The organism is Arthrobacter sp. GMC3 (genome assembly GCF_002929305.1).
GTDB lineage: Bacteria > Actinomycetota > Actinomycetes > Actinomycetales > Micrococcaceae > Specibacter.
In genome coordinates this window covers 117,662-134,175 of record NZ_PJIO01000007.1, presented here as the reverse complement: position 1 = coordinate 134,175, position 16,514 = coordinate 117,662, and the positions used below count along the sequence as shown (strand labels likewise).

Here is a 16,514-nt window from a genome sequence, read left to right as displayed (position 1 = left end):
CTCAGTACCTTTCCATACGGTAGAAACCGCTTCGATCGAAGCCGGCGATCTGCCAGCCGTCCGCCAGAAGCGGGGTGAGTGCATTCCTAAGTGCCGGCCGCCATTGTTCGGCGGCAGACGGGCTCTCCCGACGCATTTTTTCAATGTCGGTGGGAATTTCAACACGGCACACCATGGTGGCCGGGTCGAGGTCTAGATCGAGGACTGGACCGTGGGCGCCCCGGCGCAGTGCCGCCACGGGTACCTCGGGGAGCTCTCGGGGGGAGCCCGTTCCCGTGCCGCCCAGATTCCAAGTGAGCATGAGCCGGTCTGTGTCCTGGCTGCGGTTCAGGTCATCGTCCATGTCCCCGTAGAAGTTGGGCAGGTACACGCCGGCCCGGGCGCCAAGGCGTTCAAAATTAAAGAACGCATTCCGGGCTACAAGGGGGTCAAAAGTCCATGTCATGGAGTCAACACCACGGGCAAGGCACCAGCCCCGTTGGTGAAACTTCAGCGCCTTGCCGATCCCGCCGCCTACGCGGCCGCCAACCACCCCGGTGATGTGGGAGTGCAGGGCGTTGTCGTTGGGTGTGTGGAAGAATCCAATACCGGCACCCACCATCTGCTGCCCGTCAAAGGCGCCCGCTACGTAGTTTCCTGCGTGGGCCAGCGCCACCATCATGCCCGGGTTTACTTGGGGTTTGGCAGGATCGATCCCCCATACCTCCGCCAGCAATTTGGAGGCGGCCACCATTTCGGCAGGATCGTGCAGTTCCCTGATCTCCACCCCGCTTTCCCTGGCGTAGGTGCTGGCAAGGTCTCCGGCGTCGGTCTGAGTCTGCGGTGCCGCGCTCATTGCGCGGCCTTGCGCGGGACGTATCGGTAGCCAATATAGGCGCCGCCGTCGACGGGGCGGACCTGGGTCCAGCCGGCCTTACCGGGTTCACTGACTCCGTACACACCGGCGGTCGCCATGGTGTGCAGCGGCACCGTGTCCCACTTGGGTTCTGCGCCTTCGCGCAGGAGGTCGCCCTTGCTCTCCAGGCGAAGCACCGGCTTCTCTTCATCGACGCCGAGCTCCACGTGGATTCCCCCGGATTCGAAGAAGCCCAGATGCTCCGCGGCAACACCGCTGCCTTCCCCGGGTTGGATGCCGCCGCTTGCCTGGATTCCCGCAATCGCGTTCGCCGCATCGCTGAAGAGTTCCTTGTACAGGCCGTCGGTTTTCCCTCCGGATGCTGCAAGTACCACGGCAAAACCGTGATCGGGGAAGATCCGCAGGAACCCGTTTTGGCCCAGTGTGGTCCCGTCGTGGCCGTAGACCAAGTGGCCGTCCCAGTCCTCCATGAACCAGCCAAGACCCCAGGCAGTTGCCGTAGGCAAAACGGAGCGGAGCCCGATTTCTTCATCCAGCATCCGGGCTGCGGAGGCTTCGGAAAGTACGCGGTTGCCCCCTGGCAGGGTACCGCCACGCATGGCCGCCTCGGCGAATACCAGCAGGTCCGCCATGCGGGCGTTGATGATCCCGGCGGGGCCCACCGAGCGGGTCAACGGCCAGGTGGGGGTCGGGGTCGCAGCCGCACCAGCCCCGAAGTGGCCGGTGGCAACGCTGAAGCGGGGTGCGTCCTCGGCCAGGGAGAAGGTGTGGGTCAGTCCCAGTGGCTCGATGAGGCGTTCGCGCAGCACGGTGTCCCAGTTGGCGCCTCGCAGTACCTCCACAATGCGCCCGGCCACAACAAAGCCGGCATTGCAGTAGGAGAACCGCTCCCCCAGGGGGTGAATGTTGACGGCGCTGGCGAGGGACTTGACGTACAGTTCCACGCAATCATCTCCGCGGCCCATGTCACTGAAGAGGTCGCCATCGATTCCACTGGTGTGGTTCAGCAGCTGACGCACCGTCACGCGGGTGGCCGCGTGGTGGTCAAGCAGGGCAAAGTCCGGCAGATAGGTGCGCACCGTAGCGTCAAGATCCAGCAACCCGTCATCAACAAGTTGCATGACCAACATGGCGGTCCACACCTTGGTGATCGAGCCAATCTGGAACAAGGTGTCGTTGGTGACGGGCACCCCCGTTGCCTTGTTCGCCACGCCAGAGCTGACAACCACCTGATTCAGGCGCCCGTCGGTGCCATTGGCTGGAAGGTCGGAGAGTTCCAGGATGCCGAACTGCGCCCCGGTCACGCCGTAACGAACGCGGAGGGTATCCAGGCGGCGCTGCCAATACTCGGCGCCACGGGGTGCCTTGGAGATGGCCTTGGGCCGCTCCGGCGTCCGGGTGTAGCGCTCCACCCAGTCCACTACCCTGCGGTTGTAGTCAAGGCGATGGCTAAGCTCACCATTGAGAATGAACAAGTGACTGCCACCGGGGTAGGCCACCATGCGGGTGGTTACGTTCTTGTTGGTCAAGGCCGAGAACCACTCTTCGGCCTGCGTCAGCGGGCAGCGTTCGTCTGCGGCGCCCTGCAAGATCAGGGTTGGTGTCCGGACTTGGTCCACCTTGGCAATGGGTGAGGCGTTCAGCAGTGCTGCCGGGCTATCCCGCACATCGGCACCAAGGGCCGTGTCGATCAGGAAGTTGCCCAGGTCACTGGTTCCCTGCAGGCTAAGAAAATTGCAGATCAGCCCGCCAGCCACGGCGGCACTGAAGCGGTTGGTCCTGGTGGTCAGGGACGACGTCGTGAAGCCGCCATAGCTGTAGCCGGTGACGGCCAGCTGGTCCGGATCCACCAGGCCTTCGGCGATCAGGGCGTCGATGGGTTCCAGGAAATCGTTGACGTCGGCTTGGCCCCAGGCGCCGACGATGGCACGCATGAACTCCTGGCCGTAGCCGTCCGATCCCCGCGGGTTCAGGGTGAGAATACGCCAGCCCCGGGCCGCCAATTCCTGGTGGTAGAGGTGCGCGCCGTCGGCAACACCGCTCCAGGCGTTGTGTGGGCCGCCATGAACATCCAGCAGCAACGGTGCTGGACCGCTGGTCTTGGGGTCAGCCAGCAACCAGCCGTGGACACGCACGCCGTCGGAGATTTCAAACTCGCGCTCCTCCGCCGCGAAAATCTCCACATCCTCAAGCGTCTGCTCAGTCAGGGATGTCAGCACACTCACTTCGCGGGTGTCCAGGTCAACCACGGCTACCTCGCCGAAGCTGCCCTGGCTCGTCAGCACAAACGATGCCCGGCGGGCCCCGGTGGCTTGCGAAAGTGCCGAGACCACCTGATTTGCGCCGTCAACCAAGGGCCGTGCGGCACCACCGTTGGCGGGGATTGCATACAGGTGAGTCCAGCCGCGATCACGTAGGCAGAAGAGAATCTCCTCGCCGTCTGGGCCGCCGGCAAGGGCTGGCAGGCCGCCCGGGTAGCCGGGCGCACCCACCATGACGCTGCGGTCCAGTTCTTCGGTGAGGAGGTGGTCGGCAGTGTTTTCGGTCGACAAAACCAGAACGTCGGCGTCGCCGGCTTGCATCTGTGCCGAGCCCACGGCGACGACGGCGGTTCCGTCGGCACGCCAGAACGCCAGGGCCTGAACGCCTGCCGCGGTGCCGAGCCGGCGTGGTTTATCGCCCGGGACGTCAAGGCGGATGCTGTACGCGGACCGGCTCAGGGTGAGTTCGGCGCCAGGTTCCTGATCGGAGGTGTAGGCAAGCTCTAGTCCGTCGGGTGAGAAAATCGGTGTTGCAGCGTTCCAATCGCCGTCGCTCAGGCGTGTGAGCGTGCCGCTTTCACGCTCCACCACGAAGAGGTGAACGCGAATGTCGCCCAGCCAGCCCCCGCCGTCCACTTTGTACCCGAGACGGTCCGTCACCAGGGGGGCGGCGCCCTTTCCGGCATGCTCGGCACGTTGCACCGGTGCGGCGAAGGCAATGCGCAGGCCGTCCGGGCTGTAAACGCCAGCCCCTGCGCCCAAGGGGAGGGAGTCCGCCGTCGTGAGTTGTTGGGCTTCTCCGCCGTTGGAGGCCATGGTGAACAATTGGGCTGTGCTGCCCTGCTTGCGTAGGAACAGCAGCTCGGAACCGTCCGGGCTCCAGTGTGGGGATGAATCCCCCGGGCCGGAACTGAGGCGTCGCGGGGAAACACCCACTCCGGCAATCCACAGTTCGCTGTGCGGGGTCCCCTCCTTGATGCTGGAGCGGACGTAAACCACACGTTCCCCATCCGGAGAGATGGCGGTTTCGCTCGGTGTGGCGATGAGGGACAGGTCCTCAATGGTCAGTGCACGTGTCATAAGTTGATTTCCTCTCAACCGAAAAGAGGGACGCCGATTTGCGGCACCGCCTCGATCAGTTCCTGGGTGTAGGGATCTTGGGGGTTGTCGATCACTTGCGAGGTCGGGCCATGTTCGATGATTTCGCCGCGGTTCATCACCACAATCTCGTCACAGACGCGGCTCACCACCGCGAGGTTGTGGCTGATGAAAAGAACCGTCAGGTTGAGTTGTTTTTGCAGATCCAGCAGGAGGTTCAGCACGGTCCCCTGCACCGAGACGTCAAGGGCCGAGGTGATCTCATCCGCAAGCAGCACATCCGGTTCGGCGGCCAGCGCCCTGGCCAGGGCCACGCGTTGACGCTGTCCACCGGAAAAACCGCCGGGGAATGCGCTGGCTCGCGCCGGGTCAAGCTCCACCAGGGCCAGCAGTTCACCCACCCGCGCATCACGTGCGGCACGGCTCAGCGGCTGGTAATTCGCTGACTCACGGCGTTTGCGCTTCTCGGTGACATCGATCGCCTCCCGGATGGAGGCCCCAATTGACATCCTCGGGTCAAGACAGGAGTACGGATCCTGGAAAACCATTTGAATCCGCTGCCGGGCATGAACCGCCGAACCCTTGGCGTGGGCCACGTCGACGCCGTCGAGCAGGATCTGCCCGTGGTGCGGTTCGCTGAGTCCGACGGCGGTTCGGGCGATGGTTGACTTGCCGGAACCGGACTCCCCCACCAGGCCAACCACTTTCCCGGAGGCCACGGTCAAGTTCACCCCGCGTACGGCGTCGAACGCTGTATGGCCGCTGCCAAACCGGACCCACAGGTCACGAAATTCCAGGGTACTCATGCCACTTCCTCTGCAATGGGTTCGGCCACGGATGTGGAAAACACGGTTCCCTCGGGAATCGTGGCGAAATATTCGCCCTTCTCCGCTTTCATGGTGGGAACGGCCGCGAGCAACGCCTGAGTGTAGGGGTGCTTGGCCCGGCCGGCGATCAAGTCTTCGACGTCGACGTTTTCCACGATCGAGCCCCGGTACATGACCAGGACCCGGGTACAGAGCCCGGTAACCACCGCAATGTCGTGGGAGACCAGCAAGATGGCCGCATTTTCTTCCTTGTTGACGGCCTTGAGCAAGCCCAGGACACCGCGCTGGACGGTCACATCAAGGGCGGTGGTCGGCTCATCGGCGATGATCAAGGCCGGGCTCCCCATCAGGCCCATGGCGATCATGGCGCGTTGGCGCATGCCGCCGGAGAACTCGTAGGGGTACTGCTTGGCCCGGCGTTTCGGCTCCGGAATGCGCACATCCCCGAGCCGCTCGATGGCCCGCTCCTGCGCCTCCTTGGCACTGAGGCCTTCGTGCAGCTGGCCAATTTCGGCGACCTGCTTACCGACCTGCAGTGCCGGGTTCAAGGACGTTGAGGGGTCTTGGAACACCAGGGCAAGGCGGGTTCCAAGCTGCTTGCGCAACGCGGCGGCACGAATCCTGCTGGGAATCTTGCCGTCCTGGGTCAATTCGGAGCCGTCAAAGCGCACACTCTCAGCCGAGACGTCCAGCGGATCCTCAAGCAGCGCAGCGACCGCCATACACGTCAGCGACTTCCCCGAACCGGATTCGCCCACGAGCCCCACGATCTCGCCGCGGCGAATCTGGAAGCTGATGTTGTTCACCGGATGTGTCCAGTTGGCGCCGGCAGGAGCTGCAACACGCAGGCCGCGGACGTCCAGCACGGTGTCCTCTTGCGCTGTTTCCACCGCTTCGGGCTTGGGTGCGGCGATTTTTTGCAGGGCCCTGGGACGCCTGCTCAGCAGGGGTTCGATCCCGAATCCGCGGGAAAGAGTCTCGCCCAACAAGGTGAAGACGACGCCGACAAAGACGACGGCGGCGGCCGGCGCCAGGGCGGTGGCCGGGTTGACGTAGATCTTCTCCAGACCCTCGTTCAGGAGCCGGCCCCAGTCAAAATCGGGGGCCTGGACGCCAAGGCCCAGGAAGGATAGGCCCGCGAAGGCGATCAGTGAACCACCCGCGGCAAGACTGGCGTTGACGGTGAGCGGTTCGGCGACATTGGGCAGGATGTGCCGCAACAAGATCCTGGTCTTGGACACACCCAGGATCCGGGCCGCGAGCACAAAGTCGCGTCCGGCAACGGAGGCGCTCATGGTCTGGGCCAGGCGTCCGAAGGATGGCATCATGGCAAAGCCGATGGCCAGCACGGCGCCTTGGACGCCGGTTCCGATGGCGACCGAGAAGACCATGATCATCAAGAGGCTCGGGAATGCGATCGCGATGCCGGTTGCGCTGACAATGAATCGGGCGCCGCGTCGGGGTACCACGACGGGCAGCAAGCCGATCAGCAGGCCACCGCACACGCCAAGCGCCGTGGCCACCATGGCCATGCTCACGGAGAGCCGTGCGGCCGTCATGACCCGAGCCAACACATCCCGCCCACCGGCGTCGGTCCCGAACGGATGTCCAGGGCCTGGCGGGGCTGAGAGCTGGCCGAAGTCTGCAACGGTGGATTGTGCACCCCAGATAATGGGTCCAAAGATCACCATGAACAGGACCATCAGAACACCAAAAATGGTGGTGATGCCCAATGGAGTGCGCAGTACCGTGGCAAAGCGGGATGACTTGGCTGCTGCCGGTGCCGCTGTTTCTGGCAGGGACGTCATCAGTTCTCCTTCAAGGCAGAGCGCGGGTCCAAAAGGACAAGCAAAATATCAACGATGAGCGTCACCAGCAGGACCATCAGTCCATAAACGATGATGACGCCCTGGGCGAGGGGGAAATCCTTGTCCTTGATTGAGGCGACGATTGTCATGCCCAGTCCCGGCCAGGAGAAGATGAATTCCACCAGAACGGTGCCGGCAATCAGACCGCCAAGGACAAGCCCGCCAATGGTCAGCGAGGAGGTCAGTAGATTGGGTAGGGCGTGGCGCATGTAGATCCGCCAGCTGCTCATTCTTTTGGCCCTGGCCGTGCGAATGTAGTCCTGCCCCAGGACGGTCAATGCCTCTGCCCGGACAATGCGTGAGACCCCGGCAATGCCGCCAATGGATAGCGCCAAAACCGGCAGAATGTAGGAATCCGGGCCGCTTCGTCCTGCCACCGGAAGGAGGTGGAATTGCACGGCAAATACATAAATGAGCCCAACGCCGATGAGAAACTCGGGGATCACGGCAATGAAACCGCTGACACCGGTGTAGCCAAGCTCCAGACCGCGACGGCGTCCGCCTCGAGTCAGAGCGGCGGCAATCATTCCAATCGGGATGGCGCACGCAAGCATGAATACAAGCGCCATGAACGCGATCTCAAGTGTTGCCGGCAGCCGCTGCCCAATAACGGTTGTCACGGGCATTTGCAGAGTAAAGGAGTCGCCCAGATTGCCGGTGAACAGGCCCTGCCAAAAGCGCAGGTACTGCTCCCAGAGCGGCAGGTTCAGCCCCAGGGCCTCACGCCTAGCCTCAACAACGTCCTGGGAGGCCATGATGCCCAGTGCATTGCGCACCGGATCGCCCGGGATTAGCCGGATCATCAGGAATGAGACCGTCACCAGAACCACGATTGAGATGCCAAGCCGGCCCAGCCGGCGGGCAAGGAACGCCCCCCATTGCCCGCCCCAGGGCGACTTGCCCAATTTGGGTGCCAGCGACTTTGGCGATGTGGCTTCTTCGCGGAGTTTCGTCTCGCTCATGGCCGGCTACTTAGTTACCCGGTAGCCGGAGCCGGGGACGGACAGTGTGCCGGTGTGGTAGATAGACTCGGCGCCGTTGAAGAAGGTCTGGGACAGAGCCACCGCGACGGGGAGCGTATCCACGTCTTGGAACAGAGCCTGTTCGGCTTGCTTCCACAGCTCGCAGGCGGCATCGCCGGAGGCAACTCGGGCCTGGCCGGTAAGGTCTTGGTACTTGCTGTTGTTCAGGGACATGAAGTTGGTTCCCTTCGGAGGGGCCTCCCCGCTCATGTACGCCGGGAAGATGCTGGGTGCGTTGCTTTGCAGGGTCAAGGTGCTCACGTCCCACTTGCTGGGATCCTGCGTGGAGAAGGTGTTGGTGATAACAAAGTTCGGGTCGCCACCTTGGAGCTTGACCTGAACGCCAAGTGCCTTCCACTGCGAGCCAAGGTATTCCGCCGCGGCGCTGAGGCGGTCGGTGGAGTTGATGTAGTAGAGCGAGAGTGCCAGCGGCTTTCCGGCCTTCTCCATGACGCCAGCTGAGTTCTTGGACCACCCGGCTGCGGTCAAAATCGATTCGGCTTTCTTAACATCGAAGGCTGGCAGCATGCCCTTGACGCTGTCATAGACACACACCTTTGGCTCCAGAGCCATCAGCGAGGTGGCTCGGACGCCGGTTCCGGCGGTGACGATCTTCGTGTAGGTGTCAAGGTCGACGGCGGCCACCAGGGCCTTACGGACCTCGGGATCGGCGGTGGGAAGGCCTGCAAAGTGATTGAAGTTCAGCTGACCCGCTAGTCGGGTTGAGGGCTTGGAGGAAAGCTTCGCCGACTTGACGCGATCCTCATCGGGGCCGGAAATGCCTGCGACATTCAGGCCCTTGGAAAGCAGCAAATTCGCGGCGGTACTGGCATTGGGCACGATCTTCAAGGTGACTGTCTTAGGCACACCCAAGGTGTCCGAGGTGGTGGCCCCATCAGGTCCCCAGGTGTAGCCCGCGCGGCGTTCAAGGGTTATGTGATCGTTGGGGACAACTTCCTTGACGGTGAATAGGCCGGTGCCATTGCTGGCGGAGGAAACACTCTTGGGATTCTTCAACGCTGCGTCGCAGGCCATAGCCTGAGACCCGATGTTCTGCAGCAAGAAGGGTGATGCCTCAGGGGTTTCCACGGTCACCACATTGCCTGCGGCACTGGCCTTGGCGTCAGCCGGAATGATCGATCCCTTCAACGGGGAACCATTGGCGGGGTCAACAATCCAAGAATAGTTATCCGCCGCCATCTGCGCCGTGAAGGCGGTGCCGTCTGCGCAGGTGATGCCGTCCTTGAGCGTGAACGTCACCTTGGACGGCGTCTCGGTCCATGCAGACGCCATGTAGGGCTGCACCTTGCCCGTGTCCGGGTCAGTGGCGATCAATGAGTCATAAGCAAAGGATCCCACCACCTGGGCGGCAACCTTGTTGGTGAGCACGGGGTTCAGATCGCCTGGATCCTCGGGCAGAGCCAAGGCCAAGGTGCCGTCCTTGACATATTCCGGCGCCGAATTTGCTGCGGGTGCTGCAGGTCCGCCACATGCTGCAAGGAACAGGGTACTCACAATCGCGAGGCCAATCGCGGAACTAGAACGAGCTTTCATTGGCTATCCACCTTGAGGGGTCGAGTGCTGATTCCCGGCCCACGGTCTCGCGAGCACTTTCATTAACCATGGCCGCTCAACGACGTTCGGACACTGTTCTGACGACCAATAATGACGACCCAACTAGTGCCCTGGAACCAAACCCGCTCAATCACGGCGATATGAGCTGGGGCACAGGGGTGAATTGATGGGGAAATTTCCATCCAGTTCGCCGCCGGTCACCCATAAGTTGCTTTGTGACTGGGCCGCAGCGGCCGTTTTTTGTCCACTGAAATGACACAAGGCCCCTTTGGCGAACACCCGCCGTCGCCGGCAAGCACCTACCAAAGGGGCCTTGAAATTGAACTGAAAGAATTGCTGCGATTTCCTACTTCGTTACACGGTATCCCGACCCCGGAATAAAGCTGCTGCCGGTGTCGTAGATGGACGTGGCACCGTTGAAGAAGGTGTTCGCCAATGCCACCGATACCGGGAACATATCTGTCGCGGCGAACAGGGACTGCTCGGCCTGCTTCCACAGATCACAGGCGCCATCGCCGGAGGCAACACGGGCCTTGCCCACCAGGTCCACGTACTTGGTGTTGTTCAGGGACATGAAGTTGGTGCCCTTGGGTGGGACAGGTCCGGTCAGGTAGGCCGGGAAGATGCTTGGCGTATTGCTTTGGAAGGTCAGGGTACTCACGTCCCACTTGCTGGGATCCTGCGTAGCGACGGTGTTGGTGATAACAAAGTTGGCGTCGCCACCTTGAAGTTTGACCTGGACACCGATTGATTTCCATTGTGAACCCAGGTATTCAGCCGCGGCGCTTTGCCGGTCTGTTGAGTTTGTGTAGTAGAGCGAGATGGTCAGCTCTTTGCCGCCCTTCTCCATGATGCCGGCGGAGTTCTTGGCCCAGCCTGCTGCGGTCAAGATCGATTCGGCCTTCTTGGCATCGAAGGCTGGCAGCATGCCCTTGACGCTGTCGTAGACACACATCTTGGGATCGACAGCCATCAACGAGGTGGCGCGAACGCCGGTTCCGCCGGTAATGATCTTGGTGTAGGTGTCAAGGTCGACGGCCGCAGTCAGGGCCTTGCGGACCTCGGGATCGGCGGTGGGAAGACCGTCGAAGTGGTTGAAGTTCAGCTGCCCTGCCAGGCGCGTGGTCGGCTTGGACGGTACATTGGCGGCCTTGACACGATCCTCATCGGAACCGGAAACAGTGGCGACGTTCAAACCCTTGGAAAGGATCAGGTTGGCGGCCGTGCTGGCGTTGGTGACGACTTTGATGGTGACAGTCTTGGGCACACCCAAAGTGTCCGAGGTGGTGGCACCGTCAGGTCCCCAGGTGTAGCCGGCGCGGCGTTCAAGGGTGATGTGATCGTTGGGGACAACTTCCTTGACGGTGAAAAGTCCGGTGCCATTGCTGGCGGAGGAAACACTCTTGGGATTCTTCAGTGCCGCGTCGCAAAGCATTGCCTGGGAACCGACAATTTTCAGCAGGAACGGTGAGGCCTCTGGGGTTTCCACGGTCACCACATTGCCTGCGGCGCTTGCCTTGGCGTCAGCAGGAATCACCGAATCCTTCAAGGGGGAACCATTGGCCGGGTCAACAATCCAGGAAAAGTTGTCCGCCGCCGTTTGCGCCGTGAACGTGGTGCCGTCGGCGCAGGTGATGCCATCCTTGAGAGTGAACGTCACCTTGGAGGGGGAATCGGTCCACGCTGAGGCCATGTACGGCTTTACAACCCCGGTGACGGGGTCGGTGAAGATCAGCGAGTCGTAGGCAAAGGACCCCACAACCTGGGCTGCAACCTTGTTGGTGACCACGGGGTTCAGATCGCCCGGATCCTCGGGGAGAGCCAGGGACAAGGTGCCGTCCTTGACGTATTCCGGCGCCGAATCTGCTGCGGGTGCTGCAGGTCCGCCGCATGCTGCAAGGAACAGGGTACTCACAATCGCGAGGCCAATCGCGGAACTAGAACGAGCTTTCATTGGCTGTCCACCTTGAGGGGTCGAGTACTGCGTGAAGGCTGCTCGCATCGTCGCGAGCACTTTCGTTAACAGTTGTCGCTCCGCAGCCCTCGGACATCGTCCAAACGACCAAACTTGCGTTGAGCCTTGGTGTGGTGGAACCAAGATTCAGTTAGGGAAAGAGTCTGAGTTGGAGCATCAAACCAAATCTGACCTCGGGGTCGCTCAGATCCACGCCGGCAATTTCGGCCAACCTGGCCAGGCGGTACCTGAAGGTGTTTTTGTGGACGTGGATGGCTTGGGCGGCCGCGCTGATGTCACCGAAATGATCAAGCCAGCTCCGCAAGGTGGATACCAGCTCGGCGCCGTGCTCGGCGTCGTACTGACCTAGGAACTGCAGGGTTTCCCCAACAGCAACCTGGTCCGCGGCTAGCAAATCGGAGAGCCGGAGCATCAGAGCGGAGACGTAGACATCCGCGAAGGTGGCTACCCGCAGCTCGCCGTCTTCCCGGCTCCGAAGGACTCGCAGGGCAGCATCAGACTCGGTGCGTGAGCCGTGGAGCTCCGAGACTTCTTTCACCACCGAACCGATTCCGGCGTACAGGGTGCGGGTTGTATCGACGCGTGCGATGAAAGCACGCGCAATTTGTGCCGCCTCTTCCTGGGCATTGCGATTGGTCTCGCGCAGGGGCACCACCGCGTAAATGATCCGTCCCAGCAATGCGGCAACAGCACGTGGGTAGATGGGTTGCAGGTGCATGTTCAGGGCACTGGCAACACGCTGCGCCTCCGCCTCGGTGCGCACCGCGTCGTCGTGCTCGCTACTGGCACCGATGGCAATCACGCACGCCGGAGACTTGGCAAAGTTAAGCTGGTTGGCTGCCTCCCTAGCCCGGGTGCCGCCGTCCAGGAGCATGCTCACCAAACCCAGCCGAAGGCGGGTGGAGGAATCTGCACTGACGCGTGCCCGCAACATGGTCAAGGCAACCACCCGGGCGGCCTCCACCATGCCCTGCTCACGCTGTTCAGTCAATGGTTCTTGCACTACCGCCCAAATGGACCCCAACAACTCCTCACCGGCTTTGACCCTGATGGCTACGCGGGGAAGCCCCGTTGGCACAACTTTTTCCACAAAAACTGGGCGTTCGGAGGTATAGATTCGCCGAAACACGCCGTCGCGCTGCTGCTTTTCACTGTGGATTGTTGGCACCTGAAGCCCCAGAATCGTGAGCCTGCGCTCCTCATCCGTACCGGCCTGGTCCGCGGAAAATGCCACGACCCGGGAGGACAGGTTTTCGATGGTCACCGGGGCCTGCAAGAGCGCGGCCAGGGCGTTGGCCAGTTCAAACAGGTCCGAGCCCATCTCGGCACCCACGGTGGGGATGGCCTCGTTGCTGGAATCGATACTCAGCGCAGAGTTCAGCATCGTGGCCACCTGAATCCACGAGGCCCCCCGCACCAGCCCAAAAAGGACCATCCCCGTGTCCGCCACGGCCTGGTCGATCTCTGCACTGGCAGGGACCGGTTCCCGCAACACCAATGCCACGGCCCCTCCGGCAGACAGGGCGCGGATCTGGCTGGCGGTTTCCGCTGGCCCAGCTATGCCAACACCCAGCACCAAGGAATCCGGCAGCAGCTCCGGCTTGTCCAGGGGATCGTAGAGGACCACGGATCCGATGACGCGCCCGTCATCCACGGTGCCCGCCTCCATGGACAGCAAGGATGACCCTAGCCGCTCAACGATGCGTCCCAGGGACGACGCCGGTGCTCGCGTTGATGTTCCATTCGCCATCCTGGCGCTCACCTTCTGATCAAACGTACAGCTTTACCAAGATGAACTTGGTCTAACGTACGAACTCTTGGCCTTTTGGGAAGACAATACTGGAACAATGACAATTACGCATCCAGAACTTGCAACCGTCCGCGACGCTTTGTCGGCCACACTTACGGCGGTGGGGGTGCGCGGATATGTTCACGCCATCGACATTGACTCCGGTTTGGAAATCGGTTTGGACGCCGATACTCCCGTGGTTGCGGCCAGCGTTTTCAAGGTTCCGGTCCTGGTCGAGCTTTGCCGCCAGTACTCCACGGGCCAGCGCAGCCCCGTGGAGCGGGTCAAAATTGCCGCCAATGAAAGGCGCACAGACGGCAGCACGGGTATTTCGGCCATGCTGGACGACATTGACCTTTCCTTGCGGGACCTGTCCTTTTTGATGATGTCCGTGAGTGACAACCGGGCCACCGACATCATCGTTGACCTTCTCGGCTACGACGCCATCAACGCCACGCTGGGTAGCTTTGGGCTGTCCGACACCGTGGTCACCAGGGACTGTGCCGGGCTCTTTGTTACGGTGGAAGAGGACCTGGGCACCTCACTTGAGGAACTCGCCGCCAGTGCCGCGACGGGTGGAATCACCCCAGAAATGCGTCAGGCGTTGCAAAATACCCGGGCAGCCACCGCAGAGCTCACCAACCACACCACGCCCCGGGAAATCACCAGCCTCCTGGCGGCCATTTGGCGCGATGAAGTGATCGGCGCCGAGGCCAGCACGGAGGTGCGCCGTATTCTGGCCCAACAGGCCTGGCCGCACCGCTTGACGGCCGGCTTCCCCCATTCAAACATCAAAGTCTCCGGCAAGACTGGGACTCTGTTCTATACCCGCAACGAGGCCGGCGTTGTCGAGTTCCCCGACGGTGGCCGCTACGCCGTGGGCGTCTTCTTGCGCGAACCCACCGAGGAAACGCGCAACCCGGATGCCGACCGCGTCATTGGCACCGTGGCCAAGCTAGCCATCGATTACCTCCGCCAGAGCCAGGCAGAAAGCAGTGAAAACGCATGAAGGTTTACATCTCAGTAGATATGGAAGGCGTGGCCGGAATTGCCACGTTCGACCAGATAATCCGTGGCGGGCACGGCTACCCTCGAGCCCAGGAGCTCATGACGGGTGAAACCAACGCCGCCATTGCCGGGGCGTTCGACGGCGGCGCCACCTCCGTGTTGGTCAATGACTCCCACGGGACCATGGATAACATCATCCACGAGCAATTGGACCCACGGGCCCGCCTGGTCTTCGGCTCCCCGAAGGCACAGTGCATGGCCGAGGGGCTCACTGCCGATTGCGATGTGGCCCTTTTCATCGGTTACCACGCACCGGCCGGGGCGCCCGGCGTCCTCGCGCATACGTTCTCCAGCCATTTCACCGAAGTCCGGTTGGGCGGCCACCCGGTCTCCGAGGCAGAGGTCAACGCCCTGTATGCCGCATCCCTGGGCGTCCCGGTTGGCATGGTGAGCGGCGACGACGTAATCTGCAAGCTCGTGGAAACCGTCATGCCGCATGCACGCACGGTTGAGGTGAAAGTGGCCCATGGCTTCACCGCCACAAACTCGTTGGCACCCAGTGTGGCCCGGGAGGCAATCCGGGCTGCTGCGGCAGAAACGGTGCGTAACGCCGCGTCGCTGCCCCGCCCGGAAGTTCCCGGGGAATTGATCCTGGAAGTGGATATGCCCAACCCGTTGGCTGCCCAAATGGCCATGGGCGTGCCCGGGGTAACGAGGCCGGCGGACCGCACGGTGCGCCGTGAACTGGATACGGTCTCAGAAGTTCTGGGCCTGATCAACATCAATTACGAGCTTGCCGCCAGCGCCACACGGGTCAAGGAAGCACTCTTGAACCGGCGCTAGCAGCGCCTAGGACGAAAGGGTGTGGCGGGCCGGTTGACGGGCCCGCCACACCCTTTCAGCATTTCCCGAAGACTATTCGGTGATGTCCGGGGCGAAGCGTTCGGTGTCACCAATGACGCGCAGCACGTTCAGCCCTGCCAGCCGGTCCAGGTCATCGTTGCTCCACCGGCGCTCGATGAGGGCCTGGCGAAGCGGGGAGTAAGAGGTGACGTCAGCCATGCCCACGGGGAAGTCGTCGAAGCCGTCGTAGTCCCCGCCGAGTCCGATGTGGTCGACTCCCGCCACCTCCCGTGCATGTTCAAGATGGTCCACGACGTCGCTGAGTGTCACGGTGGGTTTGGCACCCTTGCGCCCGTCGTCCTGCCACTGAGCGTAGTCGTTGCGAAGGAAGGGGGGCACAAAGGCAACCATCACCACGCCGCCGTTGTCGGCCAGCCGCCCAAGAACCGAATCGGGGACGTTTCGCGGATGCGAACACAGGGCCCGGCACGAGCTGTGGCTGAAGATGACGGGGGCATCGGTGACATCAAGGGCGTCGTTCATGGTAGTTTCGGCCACGTGGGAAAGGTCCACGATCATGCCAACGCGGTTCATCTCCGCCACAATCTCGCGCCCGGTGTCGGTGAGACCCCCGTGGACTGGGGTGTCCGTGGCCGAGTCCGCCCATTCGGTGTTGTCATTGTGCGTCAAGGTCATGTAGCGCACACCCAGGCGGGCGAACGATCGAAGCACCGCCAGGGAGCCGCCGATGCTGTGCCCGCCTTCGGCTCCGAGCAACGACGCGATCCGCCCCGACGCCCACGCCCGCCGCACGTCTTCGGCGGTGCGGGCCAAGGCGAGGTCATCCGGATACCGGGCAATTAGGCGGTGCACGAAGTCGATCTGTTCCAGGGTGGCCGCCACTGCTTCGCCTCCGGTGAGTTCCACCGGGACAAAAACGGACCAGAACTGCCCCCGCACCCCGCCCGCCCGCAAGGCGCGAATGTCCGTCTGGAAGCCCGCCGGGCGAGCGCTACCGTCCAATCCCTCCAGCGAGTAGCCCGTTGCTTCTCGAGCCGCCCAGGGGAGGTCGTTGTGGCCGTCAATCACCGGAAAGCTGCCCGGTTCCACGCTTGCGGGACGGAACTGGGCTAGGTCAATTTTGTTCGTAGTCAAGGGGTACTGCCTTCCAATAGGAGCACCGGCATGCAGGTTGATGTGTGGCTTCATTGCCACGGCCAGGGGCTGCCAATGTGCTGAACGAGACGATCGTAACAGCAAGTCCACCGTTCACAAGTACCTGTCGATGGGCACCGTGCGCAATCAACGCAGACACCCAAGTTTTGGACGCTTCAACATGGTGTTGATCATTTTTGGTTAAATCCACCAAAGATTCCAAGGGTGATCTGCGTC

General features: G+C 62.2%; 11 protein-coding genes. 2 read left to right on the top strand and 9 right to left on the bottom strand.

Annotation, left to right across the window (positions count from 1 at the left end):
* Position 1: 1 nt before the first annotated feature.
* From CXQ94_RS12985 to CXQ94_RS12950, 8 genes are all read right to left on the bottom strand, one after another.
* Positions 2–835, bottom strand: coding sequence for a GNAT family N-acetyltransferase (locus CXQ94_RS12985; protein ID WP_104090897.1), 834 nt, complete (start codon positions 833–835; stop codon positions 2–4).
* Positions 832–4,197: a serine hydrolase gene (locus CXQ94_RS12980; RefSeq protein ID WP_104090895.1), complete on the bottom strand. Its 3,366-nt coding sequence runs from the start codon at positions 4,195–4,197 to the stop codon at positions 832–834. Before CXQ94_RS12980 ends, CXQ94_RS12985 begins: the two co-directional genes overlap by 4 nt.
* 14 nt (positions 4,198–4,211) lie before the next feature.
* Positions 4,212–5,021: an ABC transporter ATP-binding protein gene (locus tag CXQ94_RS12975; protein ID WP_104090893.1), complete on the bottom strand. Its 810-nt coding sequence runs from the start codon at positions 5,019–5,021 to the stop codon at positions 4,212–4,214.
* Positions 5,018–6,850 (bottom strand): dipeptide/oligopeptide/nickel ABC transporter permease/ATP-binding protein, encoded by a 1,833-nt coding sequence (locus tag CXQ94_RS12970; RefSeq protein WP_219817049.1) that lies wholly within the window; start codon positions 6,848–6,850, stop codon positions 5,018–5,020. The genes CXQ94_RS12975 and CXQ94_RS12970 overlap by 4 nt, the downstream gene beginning before the upstream one ends.
* Positions 6,850–7,872, bottom strand: a complete 1,023-nt coding sequence (locus CXQ94_RS12965) for an ABC transporter permease (protein WP_104090891.1) — start codon at positions 7,870–7,872, stop codon at positions 6,850–6,852. The genes CXQ94_RS12970 and CXQ94_RS12965 overlap by 1 nt, the downstream gene beginning before the upstream one ends.
* A gap of 6 nt (positions 7,873–7,878) precedes the next feature.
* Entirely contained in the window at positions 7,879–9,486 is a 1,608-nt protein-coding gene (locus CXQ94_RS12960; RefSeq protein ID WP_104090887.1) for an ABC transporter substrate-binding protein, read from the bottom strand.
* A gap of 367 nt (positions 9,487–9,853) precedes the next feature.
* Entirely contained in the window at positions 9,854–11,461 is a 1,608-nt protein-coding gene (locus tag CXQ94_RS12955) for an ABC transporter substrate-binding protein (RefSeq protein ID WP_104090885.1), read from the bottom strand.
* A 151-nt stretch (positions 11,462–11,612) separates the two neighbouring features.
* Positions 11,613–13,232 carry a CdaR family transcriptional regulator gene (locus CXQ94_RS12950; protein WP_104090882.1) on the bottom strand — a complete coding sequence of 540 codons (1,620 nt, stop codon included), beginning with the start codon at positions 13,230–13,232 and terminating at the stop codon, positions 11,613–11,615.
* Between the two features lie 97 nt (positions 13,233–13,329).
* On the opposite strand from CXQ94_RS12950, the gene CXQ94_RS12945 reads away from it, so the two are divergent.
* Positions 13,330–14,280, top strand: a complete 951-nt coding sequence (locus tag CXQ94_RS12945) for a serine hydrolase (RefSeq protein ID WP_104090879.1) — start codon at positions 13,330–13,332, stop codon at positions 14,278–14,280.
* Positions 14,277–15,122, top strand: a complete 846-nt coding sequence (locus CXQ94_RS12940) for a M55 family metallopeptidase (protein ID WP_104090876.1) — start codon at positions 14,277–14,279, stop codon at positions 15,120–15,122. Before CXQ94_RS12945 ends, CXQ94_RS12940 begins: the two co-directional genes overlap by 4 nt.
* Before the next feature lie 72 nt (positions 15,123–15,194).
* Here CXQ94_RS12940 and CXQ94_RS12935 read toward each other — a convergent pair whose 3' ends face one another.
* Complete coding sequence (locus CXQ94_RS12935; protein WP_258067063.1) at positions 15,195–16,277, bottom strand: dipeptidase; 1,083 nt, start codon at positions 16,275–16,277, stop codon at positions 15,195–15,197.
* Positions 16,278–16,514: the final 237 nt, after the last annotated feature.